10 protein-coding genes are annotated in these 15,575 nt (G+C 62.6%); all 10 read left to right on the forward strand.

Annotated elements, in window-relative coordinates:
- The first annotated feature begins 1 nt into the window (after position 1).
- Positions 2–1,498 carry a type VI secretion system contractile sheath large subunit gene (tssC, locus tag KVG91_RS12675; protein ID WP_076952065.1) on the forward strand — a complete coding sequence of 499 codons (1,497 nt, stop codon included), beginning with the start codon at positions 2–4 and terminating at the stop codon, positions 1,496–1,498.
- Between the two features lie 170 nt (positions 1,499–1,668).
- On the forward strand, positions 1,669–2,157 hold the full coding sequence (locus KVG91_RS12680; RefSeq protein ID WP_034116443.1) for an Hcp family type VI secretion system effector: 489 nt from the start codon (positions 1,669–1,671) through the stop codon (positions 2,155–2,157).
- Between the two features lie 90 nt (positions 2,158–2,247).
- Positions 2,248–2,763 carry a type VI secretion system baseplate subunit TssE gene (tssE, locus tag KVG91_RS12685; RefSeq protein WP_042945974.1) on the forward strand — a complete coding sequence of 172 codons (516 nt, stop codon included), beginning with the start codon at positions 2,248–2,250 and terminating at the stop codon, positions 2,761–2,763.
- Entirely contained in the window at positions 2,760–4,619 is a 1,860-nt protein-coding gene (tssF, locus tag KVG91_RS12690) for a type VI secretion system baseplate subunit TssF (RefSeq protein ID WP_169376373.1), read from the forward strand. Before tssE ends, tssF begins: the two co-directional genes overlap by 4 nt.
- Positions 4,583–5,626, forward strand: a complete 1,044-nt coding sequence (tssG, locus tag KVG91_RS12695) for a type VI secretion system baseplate subunit TssG (RefSeq protein WP_169376374.1) — start codon at positions 4,583–4,585, stop codon at positions 5,624–5,626. The genes tssF and tssG overlap by 37 nt, the downstream gene beginning before the upstream one ends.
- Positions 5,619–8,282 (forward strand): type VI secretion system ATPase TssH, encoded by a 2,664-nt coding sequence (gene tssH, locus KVG91_RS12700; RefSeq protein ID WP_169376375.1) that lies wholly within the window; start codon positions 5,619–5,621, stop codon positions 8,280–8,282. The genes tssG and tssH overlap by 8 nt, the downstream gene beginning before the upstream one ends.
- Before the next feature lie 169 nt (positions 8,283–8,451).
- Positions 8,452–10,392, forward strand: coding sequence for a type VI secretion system Vgr family protein (locus KVG91_RS12705; protein ID WP_169376376.1), 1,941 nt, complete (start codon positions 8,452–8,454; stop codon positions 10,390–10,392).
- Positions 10,393–10,407: 15 nt separating this feature from the next.
- Complete coding sequence (locus KVG91_RS12710) at positions 10,408–10,842, forward strand: DcrB-related protein (protein WP_169376377.1); 435 nt, start codon at positions 10,408–10,410, stop codon at positions 10,840–10,842.
- A gap of 12 nt (positions 10,843–10,854) precedes the next feature.
- Positions 10,855–15,276, forward strand: coding sequence for an RHS repeat-associated core domain-containing protein (locus tag KVG91_RS12715; protein ID WP_169376378.1), 4,422 nt, complete (start codon positions 10,855–10,857; stop codon positions 15,274–15,276).
- 2 nt (positions 15,277–15,278) lie between these two features.
- Positions 15,279–15,557: a hypothetical protein gene (locus KVG91_RS12720; RefSeq protein ID WP_169376379.1), complete on the forward strand. Its 279-nt coding sequence runs from the start codon at positions 15,279–15,281 to the stop codon at positions 15,555–15,557.
- Positions 15,558–15,575 lie beyond the last annotated feature (18 nt).

The raw sequence follows: 15,575 nt of genomic DNA on the forward strand, positions 1-15,575 counted from the left end.
CATGACCGACAATACCGTACGCGAAGGCGCGCTGAACCTGGGCGCCACCGAAGAAACCAGTGAGTTCGCCTCGCTGTTGATGCAAGAATTCAAACCCAAGACCGAGCGTGCCCGCGAAGCCGTGGAAACCGCTGTGCGCACCTTGGCCGAACAGGCCCTGGCACAGACCGACCTGGTGTCCAATGACGCGATCAAGTCGATCGAATCGATCATCGCCGCCATCGACGCCAAACTGACCGCCCAGGTCAACCAGATCATCCACCACCCGGATTTCCAGCAGTTGGAAAGCGCCTGGCGTGGCCTGCATTACCTGGTCAATAACACCGAGAGTGATGAGCAACTCAAGATCCGCGTGCTCAACATCGCCAAGCCGGAACTGCACAAGACCCTGAAGAAATTCAAGGGCACCGCGTGGGACCAGAGCCCGATCTTCAAAAAGATGTACGAAGAAGAATACGGCCAGTTCGGCGGCGAACCTTACGGCTGCCTGGTAGGCGACTACTACTTCGACCAGTCGCCACCCGACGTGGAACTGCTGGGCGAGCTGTCCAAAGTCTGCGCGGCCATGCACTCCCCGTTCATCGCCGCAGCCTCGCCGACCGTGATGGGCATGGGCTCATGGCAAGAGCTGTCGAACCCGCGCGACCTGACCAAGATCTTCACCACCCCCGAATACGCCGGCTGGCGCTCGCTGCGTGAATCGGAAGACGCGCGTTACATCGGCCTGACCATGCCGCGCTTCCTGGCGCGCCTGCCGTACGGCGCCAAGACCGATCCGGTGGAAGCCTTCGCCTTCGAAGAAAACACCGACGGCGCCGACAGCTCCAAGTACACCTGGGCCAACGCCGCGTACGCGATGGCGGTGAACATCAACCGCTCGTTCAAGCACTACGGCTGGTGCTCGCGCATCCGTGGCATCGAGTCCGGCGGCGAAGTGGAAAACCTGCCGGCGCACACGTTCCCTACCGATGACGGTGGCGTGGACATGAAGTGCCCGACCGAAATCGCCATCAGCGACCGCCGTGAAGCGGAACTGGCGAAGAACGGTTTCATGCCGCTGCTGCACAAGAAAAACACCGACTTCGCCGCGTTCATTGGCGCGCAGTCGCTGCAGAAGCCGGCCGAATACGACGACCCGGACGCCACCGCCAACGCCAACCTGGCCGCGCGCCTGCCGTACCTGTTCGCCACCTGCCGTTTCGCGCACTACTTGAAGTGCATCGTGCGCGACAAGATCGGCTCCTTCAAAGAGAAGGACGAGATGCAGCGCTGGTTGCAGGACTGGATCCTCAACTACGTCGACGGCGACCCTGCGCACTCCACCGAAACCACCAAGGCCCAGCATCCGTTGGCGGCTGCCGAAGTGATCGTGGAAGAAGTGGAAGGCAACCCGGGTTACTACAACTCCAAGTTCTACCTGCGCCCGCACTACCAGCTTGAAGGGCTGACGGTGTCGCTGCGCCTGGTATCGAAATTGCCTTCCGCCAAAGGCGCATAAGTACGGTTGAACCCGCTCTTCTGTGGGAGCCGGGCTTGCCCGCGATGCAGGCACCTCGGTTTGCCAGCCAGGCAGCGGTGATGCCATCGCAGGCAAGCCAGCTCCCACAGAAAAGCATTGCCCATTGGGCTTAAACAAATATCGTGGCTGAGTCCACACAGGGAGAAATCATGGCTGTTGATATTTTCATCAAGATCGGCGACATCAAGGGCGAGTCCATGGACAAAGCCCACAAGGACGAAATCGACGTGCTGAACTGGAGCTGGGGCATGGCCCAGTCCGGCAACATGCATGTGGGCGGCGGCGGCGGCGCGGGCAAGGTGAATATCCAGGACTTGTCGCTGACCAAGTACGTCGACAAGGCTTCGCCGAACCTGATGATGCACTGCGCCAGCGGCAAGCACATCGACAAGGTCAAGCTCACCGTACGCAAGGCCGGTGGCGAGAGCCAGGTCGAGTACATGGTGATCAACCTGGAAGAAGTGCTGGTGACCTCGCTGAGCACCGGCGGTTCGGGCACCGATGACCGCCTGACCGAGAACGTCACCCTCAACTTCGCCCAAGTGATGGTCGACTACCAGCCGCAGAAAGCCGACGGCACCAAAGACGGCGGCCCGATCAAGTTTGGCTGGAACATCCGCTCCAACACCAAGCGCTGATAACCCTTGGTGCCGTGGCCGCGCGCCACGGCACCAGGTCTCAAATGCAGCACTTTGTTTTTCTCGCAACCCGTCCGTGGAGCTGCTTTGGTGGTAACTGAAATCGCTTCCCGCGACCGTCTGCAACCGTCCCTGCTGGACCGGTTGACCGACGACGATCCAACCAATCCCAAGGAAAGCGCCGACAAACGCGTGCTGTCCCTGACCCAATTGAAAGCCTCGGTCCTGCGCGACCTGGCGTGGCTGCTCAACACCACGTCCTTGCTCGATGCCGATGCGACGTTGCACACCCCGGCCGGCACCTCGGTGGTCAACTATGGCCTGCCGGCGCTGGCGGGCAACAGCGTTTCCAGCGTGGATATCAAGGCGCTTGAAGCCTTGATCTACCAGGCTATCGCCACCTTCGAACCGCGCATCCTGCGCCATACCCTGCGGGTCAAGGCCCGTGTCGGCCAAGGCGAGATGAACCACAACGCCCTGAGTTTCGAGATTGAAGGCGACCTGTGGGCGCAACCGGTGCCGTTGCGCCTGCTGCTGCAAACCGACCTGGACCTGGAATCGGGCCACGTACGCGTGGTGAATGCCGACCAGCGGAGACGCCCATGAACCCGCGCCTGCTGGAACTGTACAACCAGGAACTGCACCATGTGCGCGAAAGCGCCGCCGAGTTCGCCAAGGAATACCCGAAGATCGCCAGTCGGCTGACCCTGTCCGGCATGGACTGCGCCGACCCGTACGTCGAACGTTTGCTTGAAGGCTTTGCCTACCTCACCGCCCGCGTGCAGCTCAAGCTCGACGCCGAGTACCCGACCTTCACCCATAATCTGCTGGAAATCGCCTACCCGCACTACCTGGCGCCAACCCCGTCGATGACCGTGGTGCAGTTGCAGACCGATCCGGACGAAGGCTCCCTGAGCAGCGGCTTCCCCCTGCCCCGCGACACCGTCTTGCGTGCTGCATTGGGCCGTGAAACCCAGACGTGCTGCGAGTACCGCACCGCGCACCCGGTGACGTTATGGCCGTTGCAAGTCAGCAGCGCCGAGTACTTCGGCAACCCCGCCGCCGTTCTCGGCCGGCTGGCCGCCAGCGAGCCGAAAGCCAAGGCCGGCCTGCGCCTGACCCTGCGCACCGGCGCCGAACTGCCGTTCAACAGTCTCGACCTGGACAACCTGCCGCTGTACCTCAGCGGCGCAGACGAGCAACCGTTTCGCCTCTACGAACAATTGCTGGGCAATGCCTGCGCGGTGTTCGCGCGCAAGCCAGGCGGTGATTGGGTTGAGCGCCTGCCACCGGACGCGCTGCGCTCACGCGGTTTCGACGATGCGGATGCGGCCATGCCGATAGTCGCGCGTGCGTTCCAGGGCTATCGGCTGTTGCAGGAATACTTCGCCCTGCCCCACCGCTTCCTGTTCGTCGAGTTCGCCGAGCTGAGCCGCGCGGTCAAACGCTGCGACGGCCAGGAGCTGGAGTTGATCGTGCTGTTCGACCGCCACGAACCGAGCCTGGAAGGCAGTGTCGGCGCGTCGCAGTTCCTGCCGTTCTGCACCCCGGCCATCAACCTGTTTCCAAAGCGCGTGGACCGTATCCATTTGTCCGACCGGGTCAACGAACACCACGTAATCGCCGATCGCACGCGGCCGATGGATTTCGAGATCCACTCCCTGACCGGCCTCACTGGCCACGGCACCGGGCCGGAACAGCCGTTTTTGCCGTTTTATGCGGTGCGCGATCCGTCGCGCTACGGTCGCGACCGCGCCTATTACACCGTGCGCCGCGAACCGCGCGTGCTGTCCAGCGACCAGCGCCGCAACGGGCCGCGCTCGACTTATGTGGGCAGCGAGACCTTTGTCAGCCTGGTGGACAGCGCGCAAGCACCGTACCGCCATGACCTGCGCCAACTCGGCGTGACCGCGCTGTGCACCAACCGCGACTTGCCGTTGTTCATGACCGTGGGCAATGGCAAGACCGACTTCACCCTGGCCGACAGCGCGCCGGTATTGGCCGTGCGTTGTGTGGCAGGCCCAAGCCGCCCGCGCCCCAGCCATGCCCATGACGCCAAGGCCTGGCGCCTGATCAGCCAGCTCTCGCTCAATTACCTCTCGCTGAGCGAACAGGGCCAGGGCGCCGGCGCCTTGCGCGAACTGCTGCGCCTGTACGGCGACAGCAACGACGCCGCCCTGCAATTGCAGATCGAAGGCCTGCGCGAGGTCAGCAGCAAAGCCGTGACACGACGCCTGCCGATGCCTGGCCCAATCGTGTTTGGACGCGGGCTGGAGATCACCCTGGAATTCGATGAAAACGCGTTTCGCGGCACCGGCGTGTTCCTGCTCGGTGCCGTTCTGGAACGCTTCCTGGCACGCTACGTGTCGATCAACAGTTTTACCGAGACGGTGATCCGTACCACCGAACGCGGCGAGATCAAGCGATGGAAAGCCAAGCCCGGACGGCGTCCGACCCTGTGAGTACCCTGGATGCGATGCACCAGGAGCCCTGGGAATACGATTTCTTCCAGGCGCTGCGGCGTATCGAGTGCGAAGCGCCGCAACTGCCGCGCCTGGGCCATTCCCTGCGCCTGGCGGATGACCCGCTGCGCCTGGGCCAGCAGGCCGAATGCACCTTCGCGCCGGCCACCCTGGCCTCGGTCGACGCCGGCGGCGACGGCAAGCCGGCGCGGCTGGAGCAGTTCTTTTTTGGTCTTGGCGGCCCCAATGGCCCGCTACCGCTGCATATCACCGAGTACGTGCGCGAGCGCCAGCGCAACCATGCCGACAGCACCAGCAAGCAGTTCCTGGACGTGTTCCACCATCGCCTGCTCAGCCTGTTCTACCGGGCCTGGGCCGAAGCGCGGCCGACGGTCAGCCATGACCGCCCGGACGATGACTACTGGTCCGCGCGCCTCGCGGCCTTGAGTGGCCGCGGGATGCCGAGCCTGCTGAATCAGGGGCTCATCCCGGACACGGCGAAGCTGCATTACAGCGGCCACCTGTCGGCGCAAACCCGCTACCCGGACGGCTTGAAGGCCATTCTAAGCGAGTACTTCGGCCTGCCGGTGCAGATCGAAGAGTACGTCGGCCAATGGCTGGAGCTGCCCGAGCGCAGCCGCGTCGGCGTGAGCGCCAGCCGCCTGGGCATGGACTTTTGCCTGGGCAGTTTCGTGTGGGACCGCCAGCACAAATTCCGCATCCGCCTGGGCCCGCTCAAGCTGGATGACTACATGGGCATGCTGCCCGGTCACCAGCCGTTCAACGAACTGGTGGCGTGGGTGGCCGAGTACCTGGGCCATGAATTGGACTGGGACCTGAACCTGGTTCTGCAACAACCCGAAGTCCCGGCGCTGCAACTCAACGGCCAGTTCCGCCTGGGCTTCAACACCTGGCTCGGCCAACCTGCGCATGACGCCAACGACCTAATCCTGGCCCGGCACTACGCCGATCAAGCCACCACCTCAAGGAATCCAGAGCATGGGTGAAATCAGTCGCGCCGCACTGTTCGGCAAACTCAACAGCGTGGCCTACAAGGCCATCGAAGCCGCCACCGTGTTCTGCAAACTACGGGGCAACCCGTATGTGGAACTGGCTCACTGGTTTCACCAGTTGCTGCAACTGCAGGATTCGGACCTGCACCGCCTGATCCGGCAGTTCAACCTTGAGCCGGCGCGCCTGGCCCGCGACCTGACCGAAGCCCTGGACCGCCTGCCGCGCGGCTCGACCTCGATCACCGACCTGTCCTCCCACGTCGAAGAAGCCGTGGAGCGCGGCTGGGTGTACGGCAGCCTGATGTTCGGCGAAAGCCAGGTGCGCACCGGCTACCTGGTGCTCGGTATCTTGAAGACGCCGAGCCTGCGCCATGCGCTGCTGGGCCTGTCTTCGGAGTTCGACAAGATCAAGGCCGAAGCCCTGAGCGAACGGTTTGACGAATACGTCGGCGACTCGCCGGAAAACGCCCTGAGCGCCAGCGACGGTTTCAATGCCGGTGCGGTGCCGGGTGAAGCCAGCGGTGCGATGGCGCCGAGTGCGATGGGCAAGCAGGAAGCGCTCAAGCGTTTTACCGTCGACCTGACCGAGCAAGCCCGCAGCGGCAAGCTCGACCCGATCGTGGGCCGTGACGAAGAGATCCGCCAACTGGTGGACATCCTCATGCGTCGTCGCCAGAACAACCCGATCCTCACCGGTGAAGCCGGCGTGGGCAAGACCGCCGTCGTCGAAGGTTTCGCCCTGCGCATCGTCGCCGGAGACGTACCGCCGGCGCTCAAGGACGTGGAATTACGCAGCCTCGATGTGGGCCTGCTGCAAGCCGGCGCCAGCATGAAGGGCGAGTTCGAACAACGCCTGCGTCAGGTCATTGAAGACGTACAGGCCTCGCCCAAGCCGATCATCCTGTTTATCGACGAAGCCCACACCCTGGTGGGTGCCGGCGGTGCCGCCGGCACGGGCGATGCGGCCAACCTGCTCAAACCCGCCCTCGCCCGTGGCACCTTGCGCACCGTGGCCGCCACCACCTGGGCCGAGTACAAGAAGCACATCGAAAAAGACCCGGCGCTGACCCGCCGCTTCCAGGTGGTGCAGGTTGCCGAGCCGTCGGAAGACAAGGCGCTGCTGATGATGCGCGGCGTGGCGTCGACCATGGAAAAACACCACCAGGTGCAGATTCTCGACGAAGCCCTGGAGGCCTCGGTGAAGCTGTCCCACCGCTACATTCCAGCGCGCCAGTTGCCGGACAAATCCGTCAGCCTGCTGGACACCGCCTGCGCCCGCGTCGCCATCAGCCTGCACGCGGTGCCGGCCGAAGTGGACGACAGCCGCCGTCGTATCGAAGCACTGGAAACCGAGCTGCAGATCATCGCCCGCGAACACGCCATCGGCATTGCGATTGGCGCGCGTCAAACCAACACCGAGGCGCTGTTGAGCGCTGAGCGCGAGCGTCTGGCCACGCTGGAAAGCCGCTGGGCCGAAGAGAAAACCTTGGTGGATGAGTTGCTCGCCACCCGTGCGACCTTGCGTGAAAAAGCCGGCGTGGTGGACAGTGGCAGCGATGAATTGCGCGCCCAACTGGTCGACCTGCAGCAACGCCTGACGGCCCTGCAAGGCGAAACCCCGCTGATCCTGCCCACCGTGGATTACCAGGCCGTGGCCTCGGTGGTCGCCGATTGGACCGGCATCCCGGTCGGCCGCATGGCGCGCAACGAACTGGAAACCGTACTCAACCTCGACCAGCACCTGAAAAAACGCATCATCGGGCAGGACCACGCCCTGCAGATGATCGCCAAGCGCATTCAGACCTCCCGCGCCGGCCTCGATAACCCGAGCAAGCCGATTGGCGTGTTCATGCTGGCCGGCACCTCAGGCGTGGGCAAGACCGAAACCGCCCTGGCCCTGGCCGAAGCCATGTACGGCGGCGAGCAGAACGTGATCACCATCAACATGAGCGAGTTCCAGGAAGCCCACACCGTGTCCACGCTCAAGGGCGCGCCACCGGGTTATATCGGCTACGGCGAAGGCGGCGTGCTGACCGAAGCGGTACGGCGCAAACCCTACAGCGTGGTGCTGCTCGACGAGGTGGAAAAAGCCCACCCGGACGTGCATGAGATCTTCTTCCAGGTGTTCGACAAGGGCGTGATGGAAGACGGCGAAGGCCGGGTGATCGACTTCAAAAACACCCTGATCCTGCTGACAACCAACGCCGGTACCGAGCTGATTTCCCAGGTCTGCAAAGACCCCGCGAACATCCCCGAGCCGGAAGCAATCGCCAAGGCCCTGCGCCAGCCGCTGCTGGAGATCTTCCCGCCGGCGCTGCTCGGCCGTCTGGTGACCATTCCGTACTATCCGCTGAGCGACGAGATGCTCAAGGCGATCACCCGCCTGCAACTGAACCGCATCAAGAAGCGCGTGGAGAATACCCACAAGGTGGCCTTCGACTACGACGACGCGGTGGTCGACCTCATCGTCTCGCGTTGCACCGAAACCGAAAGCGGCGGGCGCATGATCGACACCATCCTCACCAACAGCCTGCTGCCGGACATGAGCCGTGAATTCCTCACGCGCATGTTGGAAGGCAAGGCGCTGGCGGGGGTGCGGATCAGCAGCCGGGATAATGAATTGCACTACGACTTCAGCGACGCCGAATAACGACTGTTGGAATGCGGTCAGTGTGGGAGCCGGGCTTGCCCGCGATGCAGGCACCTCGGTGTGTCAGGCACACCGAGGTGATGCTATCGCAGGCAAGCCAGCTCCCACACAAGCCAGCTCCCACAGTTGATCCGGTCCGTCAGTGATGACGACATTTACGGGACAACCGATGCTATTCAACCAAGCCTCACGCCTGGCCAAGATCACCAGCCCCCTCGGGCCGGATGTGCTGTTGCTCAATGAAATGGGCGGCGGTGAAGAGCTGGGGCGGCTGTTCAATTACGAGCTGCAACTGACGTCCCTGGACGCCAACATCGACCTCAACCAGTTGCTCGGCAAGCCCATGAGCGTGGGCCTGCAACTGGCGGACGGCGGTGAACGGCACTTTCACGGCATCGTCGCGCGCTGCAGCCAGAACATCGACCAGGGCCAGTTCGCCAGTTACCAGGTGACGCTGCGCCCCTGGTTGTGGCTGCTGAGCCGCACCTCGGACTGCAGGATTTTCCAGAACCTGAGCATCCCGCAGATCATCAAGCAGGTGTTCCGCGACCTGGGTTTTTCCGACTTCGAGGACGCGCTGAGCCGCCCGTACCGCGAGTGGGAATACTGCGTGCAGTACCGCGAGACCAGTTTCGATTTCGTCAGCCGCCTGATGGAACAGGAAGGCATCTACTACTTCTTCCGCCATGAGCAGGACCGCCATGTGCTGGTACTGGCCGACGCCTATGGCGCCCACACCACGGTGCCGGGCTACGCGTCGATCCCGTATTACCCCAAGGACGAGCAGCAGCGCGAACGCGACCACATGCACAACTGGCACCTGGCGCAGGAAGTGCAGCCGGGCTCGCTGGAGCTCAACGACTACGACTTCCAGCGCCCCAGCGCCAGCATCGACGTGCGCTCGGCCATGCCGCGCCCGCACACCGCCGGCGACTATCCGCTGTACGACTACCCCGGCACCTACGTGCAAAGCGAGGACGGCGAACACTACGCGCGCACCCGCATCGAAGCCCTGCAAACCCTGCACGAACAGATCGAGTTCGCCGGCAATGCACGGGGCCTGGGATCGGGCCACCTGTTCAGCCTCACCGGCTTCAGCCGCCAGGACCAGAACCGCGAGTACCTGATCGTCGGCTCCCGCTACTACATCGTCCAGGAAAGCCTGGAAAGCGGCGGCGGTTCGGGGTCGGCGCAGTTCGAAAGCAGCCTGACCTGCATCGACGCCCAGCAGAGCTTCCGCCCGCTGGCCAACACGCATCGGCCCATTGTCAAAGGCCCGCAGACGGCCCTGGTGGTTGGCCCCAAAGGCGAAGAAATCTGGACCGACCAGTACGGCCGCGTAAAGGTGCACTTCTACTGGGACCGCCACGATCAATCCAACGAGAACAGCTCCTGCTGGATCCGCGTGTCGCAATCCTGGGCCGGCAAGAACTGGGGCTCGATGCAGATCCCGCGGATCGGCCAGGAAGTGATTGTGAGCTTTCTGGAAGGTGACCCCGACCGGCCGATCATCACCGGGCGGGTCTACAACGCCGAGCAGACGGTGCCTTACGACCTGCCGGAAAACGCCACCCAGAGCGGCATGAAGAGCCGCTCGAGCAAGGGCGGCACGCCGGCCAACTTCAATGAAATCCGCATGGAGGACAAGAAGGGGTCGGAGCAGTTGTATATCCATGCCGAGCGTAATCAGGACATCGTGGTCGAGGTGGATGAGAGCCATTCGGTGGGGCATGACCGCAACAAGAGCATTGGGCACAACGAGACGGTGACGATTGGCAACAACCGCCTGCGCATCGTCAAGCAGGAAGACATTCTTTCGGTGGGCCAGCGCAAGACCGACAGCATCAGCCAGAGCTACGTGATTGAAGTGGGCGAGAACCTGCGCCTGGTCTGCGGCGAAAGCATTCTGGAGCTGAACGCCAGCGGTCAGATCAACCTCACCGGCGTGCAGATCAGTTTCTATGCCAGCGGTGATGCCGAGTTCAATACCGGCGGTGTACTGCACCTGAACAACGGTGGCGGCGCTGGCGCCACACCTGATGGCCAGGGCGTGAAAGCCAGCATCGACGCCAATATCAAAGCTGCGTTCCCCACGCCTAAAAGCTCCTGACGAGACCTGTTTGCCATGACGTATCGAATCAACGAATTCCAGTTTCAATTGCCTGCCGGCGAGCTGCAGGACGCCACGATCAACATCCTCAAGTTCCCCGAGCTGGGCACGTCCCTGATCGTCAGCCGCAGCCTGCTCGCCGAGGGTGAAACCCTGCACAGCAACTTCAATGACCAGCTCCAGCGCCTGGAGAAACAGGTCCAGGATTTGCGTTATCAACCCGGTGTGGATGTGCGTTTGGGCGCGGCGCAGGAAGTCGAAGGCATCGAGTTGCGCAGCCAGTTCAACAAGGGCAATGACAAGGTGTTCCAGTATCAGCTTGCGCTGGTGATTCCGGGTACGCGCAAGATGCTGGCGTTGAGTTATGTGAAGGCGGACAAGCTTGGGGATGCCGAGGCGGCGCATTGGGCGTTGATCAAGCAGTCTTTGTCGTTCGACGCGCCACAGTGATGAGCACCTGCGATGTCTGACGCGCTCTGGGCGGCACGCCTGGGCGACGGGTTGTCTCATACTAGCGTCATGGCCGATATCCTCGGCGGTGTGCTGGAGGTCGCAGCCAATGTGGCGATTACCGCGCTTGCAACCGCGGCGGTCGTGGCTGCCACCGGCATAACGGTCGCCACCGGTGGGCTTGGCGCGTGCGTGCTGGGCGCCGTGGTCGGTGTGATTGTGGGTGTGGCCATGAGCAAGACCGGGGCTGATAAAGGCTTGAGCGCCATGTGCGAGGGTATCGGCAATGCGCTGTTCCCCCCCTCGGTCATGGCGACGATCACCAGCGGGTCCACGAACACCCTGATCAATTCAACGCCGGCCGCGCGAGCGGCCGGTGCCGTGCCGTCGCATGTTGCCCCCTCGGGCACCGAAGCCGAAGAGCCCGAGGCGGAACCCAGCGAAGAGCCCACCTACCTGGATATGGCCAAAGGGTTCTTCTCGCAGATGTGGCGCCCCACCGTTGCCACGCCAGCGTCCGGCGCCGTTCCCAAGCCGCTGGACCTGGTGGCGTGCATGAAGCATCCGCCGATGCCGCCGCAGTTTCTGGCCGAGGGTTCGGAAAAAGTCACGGTCAACGGCCAGCCCGCCGTACGTAGCGGCGACCGTAGCACGTGCGACGCAACGGTTGTGTCTTCGGGGCTGATCTCGCCAAACGTCACCATCGGCGGTGGCTCAGTGGTGGTGCGCGAAATTCGCAGCGGGAAAACACCCGGCGTTGGCCTGGCTGTCACCGCCCTTATGATGCTCAAAGGCGGCAAGGGCAAGTTCCTCAGCAACCTGCCTTGCATGCTGCTGGCGGGGGTCAATTCCTTCGTGGTCAGCCAGGCGATGGGCGCCTTGGCCAACGCGGCGATGGGCTCGTCCAACCCGGTGCATGCCAGTACCGGCGCCAAGGTTCTCGGTGGCCCTGAAGAGCTGGATTTTGCCCTGCCCGGCATCATGCCGATCGACTGGCAGCGCTTCTACAACAGCCGCGACGAGCGTCGCGATGGCCTGTTCGGCGCCGGCTGGAGCGTATCCTACGAGGTCTGCGTGGAACTGCTGCCGCATCCCGATGGCGGTGAGCAGCTGCGCTATATCGACGAGCAGGGACGGCGCCTCGACATGGGGTCTGTCCCCTTGGGTGGCGCGGTATTCAGTGCCGGCGAAGGCCTCAGTGTCAGACGCCACCTGAGCGGCCAATTGTTGATCGAAAGTGCCGACGGCCTGTATCGGTTGTTCGAGCCCACGCCACAGGACGCCTCACTGCTTCGCCTGAGCCAATTGGGTGACCGCAACGACAACCGGATTTACCTGGACTATGACGGCAGCGGCCGGTTACGGCATCTGCGGGACACCTTTGACCTGGTCAAAGTCGAGCTGACCTACGACGCCACCTGGCAGCGCCGCATCAGCCAGATCGAGCGGCTGTACCCCGACGAGCAGCGCGAAGTGCTGATGCATTACAGCTATGACAGCCAGGGGGACCTGGCGTCCGTGCGCCAATCCGACGGGCAGGTCAAGCGCCGCTTCGGCTATGACGCGTGGCGGCGCATGGTCGAGCACCAATTACCCACAGGTTTGCGCTGTTGTTATCAATGGGCGCTGGTGGATGATCGTGAATGGCGCGTGGTGCGGCATTGGACCGACGCGGGCGACACCTACCAGTACCACTATGAGCTGGACGCCGGCATTACGCGCATCACCGACGGCCTGGGGCGAGTAAGCACTCGCCGCTGGGATCGGCAGCACCAGATCCTCGAAGCCACCGATGTGCTGGGACGTACCTGGGCCTTCCAGTGGAATGATGAAAGCCAACTGCTGGGTGCCACAGATCCCAATGGCGGCCAATACCAGCTCAGCTATGACGAAGCCGGCAATCTGAGCGAAACGCTCGATCCATTGGGGCGCAGCGAATCGACCCTATGGCTGGAACATTGGGCACTGCCGCTGGCGGAAACCGATGCCGCTGGTAACACCTGGCGATACCGCTATGACGCGCGGGGCAATTGCATCAGCGAAACCAACCCGGTCGGACACGTCACGGCCTACCATCATGATGCACACGGGCAGGTCGTGGCGATTATTGACGCCAATGGCAAGCGCAAGACCCTGCGCTGGACGCCGCTGGGCCAACTGAGCGAACACACCGACTGCTCGGGTCTTAGCACCCGCCTGAGCTACTGCACGCGCGGCCTGCTGCTGGCCAGCACCGATGCGCTCGGCGAGCGCACCGTTTTCAGTTACGACGACCAGGGCAGGCTTATCCGCAAGCAATTGCCTGACGGGCGCAGCGAAGAGTACCAACGCGACGCCAGCGGCCAGGTGATTGGCTACAGCGACCCCGCTGGCCACACCACCTGCTTCCAGCACACGCTCAGCGGCCACTTGCGTCTGCGTATCGATGCCCACGGCCGCCGCGTGGAGTTGAACCATGATGCCTATGGTCGCCTGCAGAGTCTGATCAACGAGAACGGCGAGCGCTATCGATTCGATTGGGACGCCGCCGACCGGTTGACCCAGGAATACCGCCTGGACGGCAGCCTCAAAAGCTACGCCTACGATTCGTTGGACAACGTCACCCAGGTGCAGACGTCCGCAGCGCCGGACACCGAGGCGCCCCTTGTTCATGACCTGGAGCGGGATGCCGCAGGTCGATTGGTCGCCAAGAACACGCTGGATGGACGAACCGAATACCGATACGACGCACTGGATCAAGTCACGGCCATCACTTTCACCGCGCATGATGGTGAACAGCAAACCCTGGGCTTTGGTTACGACGCCCTTGGCCAGTTGATTCTTGAACAGAGTACCTCCGGCAGCCTGGCGCATCGCTACGACGAGTCGGGCAACCTGATCCAGACCCTGCTCCCCGATGGGCGTTGGCTCAACCGCCTGCGCTACGGCAGCGGCCATCTGCACCAGATCAATCTGGATGGGCGGGTTGTCAGTGATTTCGAACGTGACCGGTTGCACCGAGAAGTCCTGCGTACCCAGGGACGTGTCAGCACCCGCAGTGAATATGACCGCAGCGGTCGCCTGCGCGCGCGCCAGCGTCGCCAGCAGGACCAATCGATGCTGATACCGACAACGCAGACGCGTTTCGGCTATGACGCCAGCGACCAGTTGGTCGAGCGCGTTGACAGTCTGCCCGAGGCGGCACAGCGCCAACTGCTGCACTACGATGCCACCGGACGCATCCTTGCCAGCCAGGACAGCGTGCAAGGGCAACGTGAGTCCTTCGCCTACGACCCTGCCGCCAATCTGGTGGACGGACCGGGACATGTGGCGGGCAACCTTGTACGAACCTATCAGGACAAGCGCTACCGCTACGACGGTTTTGGCCGGATGGTCGAAAAACGCAGCACTCGGCGCGGCTTCCAACAGTTCCACTATGACGCCGAACAGCGGCTGGCCGAGGTGCGCAACGACGATGGGTCGGTAATCAGGATGACCTACGACCCTCTGGGTCGACGTATCGCCAAAACCACCTACGACTCCAAGGGCCGCCAACAGAGCCAGACGCGCTTTACCTGGGATGCCATGCAGTTGTTGCAAGAGCACCAGGATCAACGAACCAGCCTCTATATCTATACCGATGAGGGCTACGAGCCTCTGGCCCGAGTGGACGGCATTGGCGATCAGCAAAAGATCCGCTACTACCACAACGACCTTAATGGCTTGCCCGAGCAACTGTCGGAAAGCGATGGCCATACGGTGTGGAACGCGCGTTACGAGGTCTGGGGCAATACCGTCGAGGAGGTTCGCGAGCCCTACTACATCGAAGAGCAGAACCTGCGTTTTCAGGGGCAGTATCTGGACCGGGAGACCGGACTGCACTACAACACCCTGCGCTTCTACGACCCGGACATCGGCCGCTTCACCACGCCAGACCCTATAGGCTTGGCCGGTGGCCTGAACCTCTATCAATATGCGCCCAACCCGCTGAGCTGGATCGACCCGCTGGGCCTGATGAAATGCTCGAGCCCGCCCAAGGGCCGCAAAGTCAACCGCACGGTGTATCGGTTCGAGGAACCGGGCCGTATCGGAACGACCTGGCAGGCGCACAAGTGGAATGTGGACTCCCGGCATCGTTACACAGCCAAGGGACTGGGCGGCGTGTATGGCGCCAACTCGCGAAAGACCGCACTGGGCGAAGTCACCCATTGGGGTGTCGACTTGTCCTCGCGAGTGCTGGTCAGTAAAAAGGTGCAGTTAAACAATGTGCTGGACTTGACCCGCGCCGACGTGCGCAAACAATTAGGCGTCTCACTCAAAAGCATTACCGGAAACAAATACACCGAGACTCATCAGATCGGCAACTGGGCAAAAGCCAATGGTTATGATGGGATTCTTGCCCCCTCCGCGCGAAACCCGACCGGCAGCAACTTAATATCATTTGCAGGATTCTGAGTATGCCACTTGAAGATGAATACCCCGGTGATGCCGATTGGCAAAGTACGGTAAAGCTCTATAAAGAAGACTACCTTGACGAAGACGCCCGTACCCTGGCGCAGGCGTTGGGTGGTGATCTGGACTTGGCCGTCGTGCTGCGTGGCAGGCGCGGCCTCAAGGAAGGGCTTTGGTGGATTGAACGCAAAGTGCCTGCGCTCGACAACGTCCGTCCTATCGACTGTCTTGAGGACCCACGTTTGATCAGACGGCTGAGAACCGCTTTGATGAGCATGCCGTAAATACACCTGTATGGCTGA

The sequence above is a fragment of the Pseudomonas azadiae genome (assembly GCF_019145355.1).
GTDB classification, from domain to species: Bacteria; Pseudomonadota; Gammaproteobacteria; order Pseudomonadales; family Pseudomonadaceae; genus Aquipseudomonas; species Aquipseudomonas azadiae.

Excerpts from the sequence above, each read along its gene's own strand:
- KVG91_RS12720 (WP_169376379.1), top strand. The coding sequence starts at position 15,279 with ATGCCACTTGAAGATGAATACCCCGGTGATGCCGATTGGCAAAGTACG.
- tssG (WP_169376374.1), top strand. The coding sequence starts at position 4,583 with ATGGAAAGCCAAGCCCGGACGGCGTCCGACCCTGTGAGTACCCTGGAT.
- tssF (WP_169376373.1), top strand. The coding sequence starts at position 2,760 with ATGAACCCGCGCCTGCTGGAACTGTACAACCAGGAACTGCACCATGTG.
- tssC (WP_076952065.1), top strand. The coding sequence starts at position 2 with ATGACCGACAATACCGTACGCGAAGGCGCGCTGAACCTGGGCGCCACC.
- KVG91_RS12710 (WP_169376377.1), top strand. The coding sequence starts at position 10,408 with ATGACGTATCGAATCAACGAATTCCAGTTTCAATTGCCTGCCGGCGAG.
- tssH (WP_169376375.1), top strand. The coding sequence starts at position 5,619 with ATGGGTGAAATCAGTCGCGCCGCACTGTTCGGCAAACTCAACAGCGTG.
- KVG91_RS12705 (WP_169376376.1), top strand. The coding sequence starts at position 8,452 with ATGCTATTCAACCAAGCCTCACGCCTGGCCAAGATCACCAGCCCCCTC.
- KVG91_RS12680 (WP_034116443.1), top strand. The coding sequence starts at position 1,669 with ATGGCTGTTGATATTTTCATCAAGATCGGCGACATCAAGGGCGAGTCC.
- KVG91_RS12715 (WP_169376378.1), top strand. The coding sequence starts at position 10,855 with ATGTCTGACGCGCTCTGGGCGGCACGCCTGGGCGACGGGTTGTCTCAT.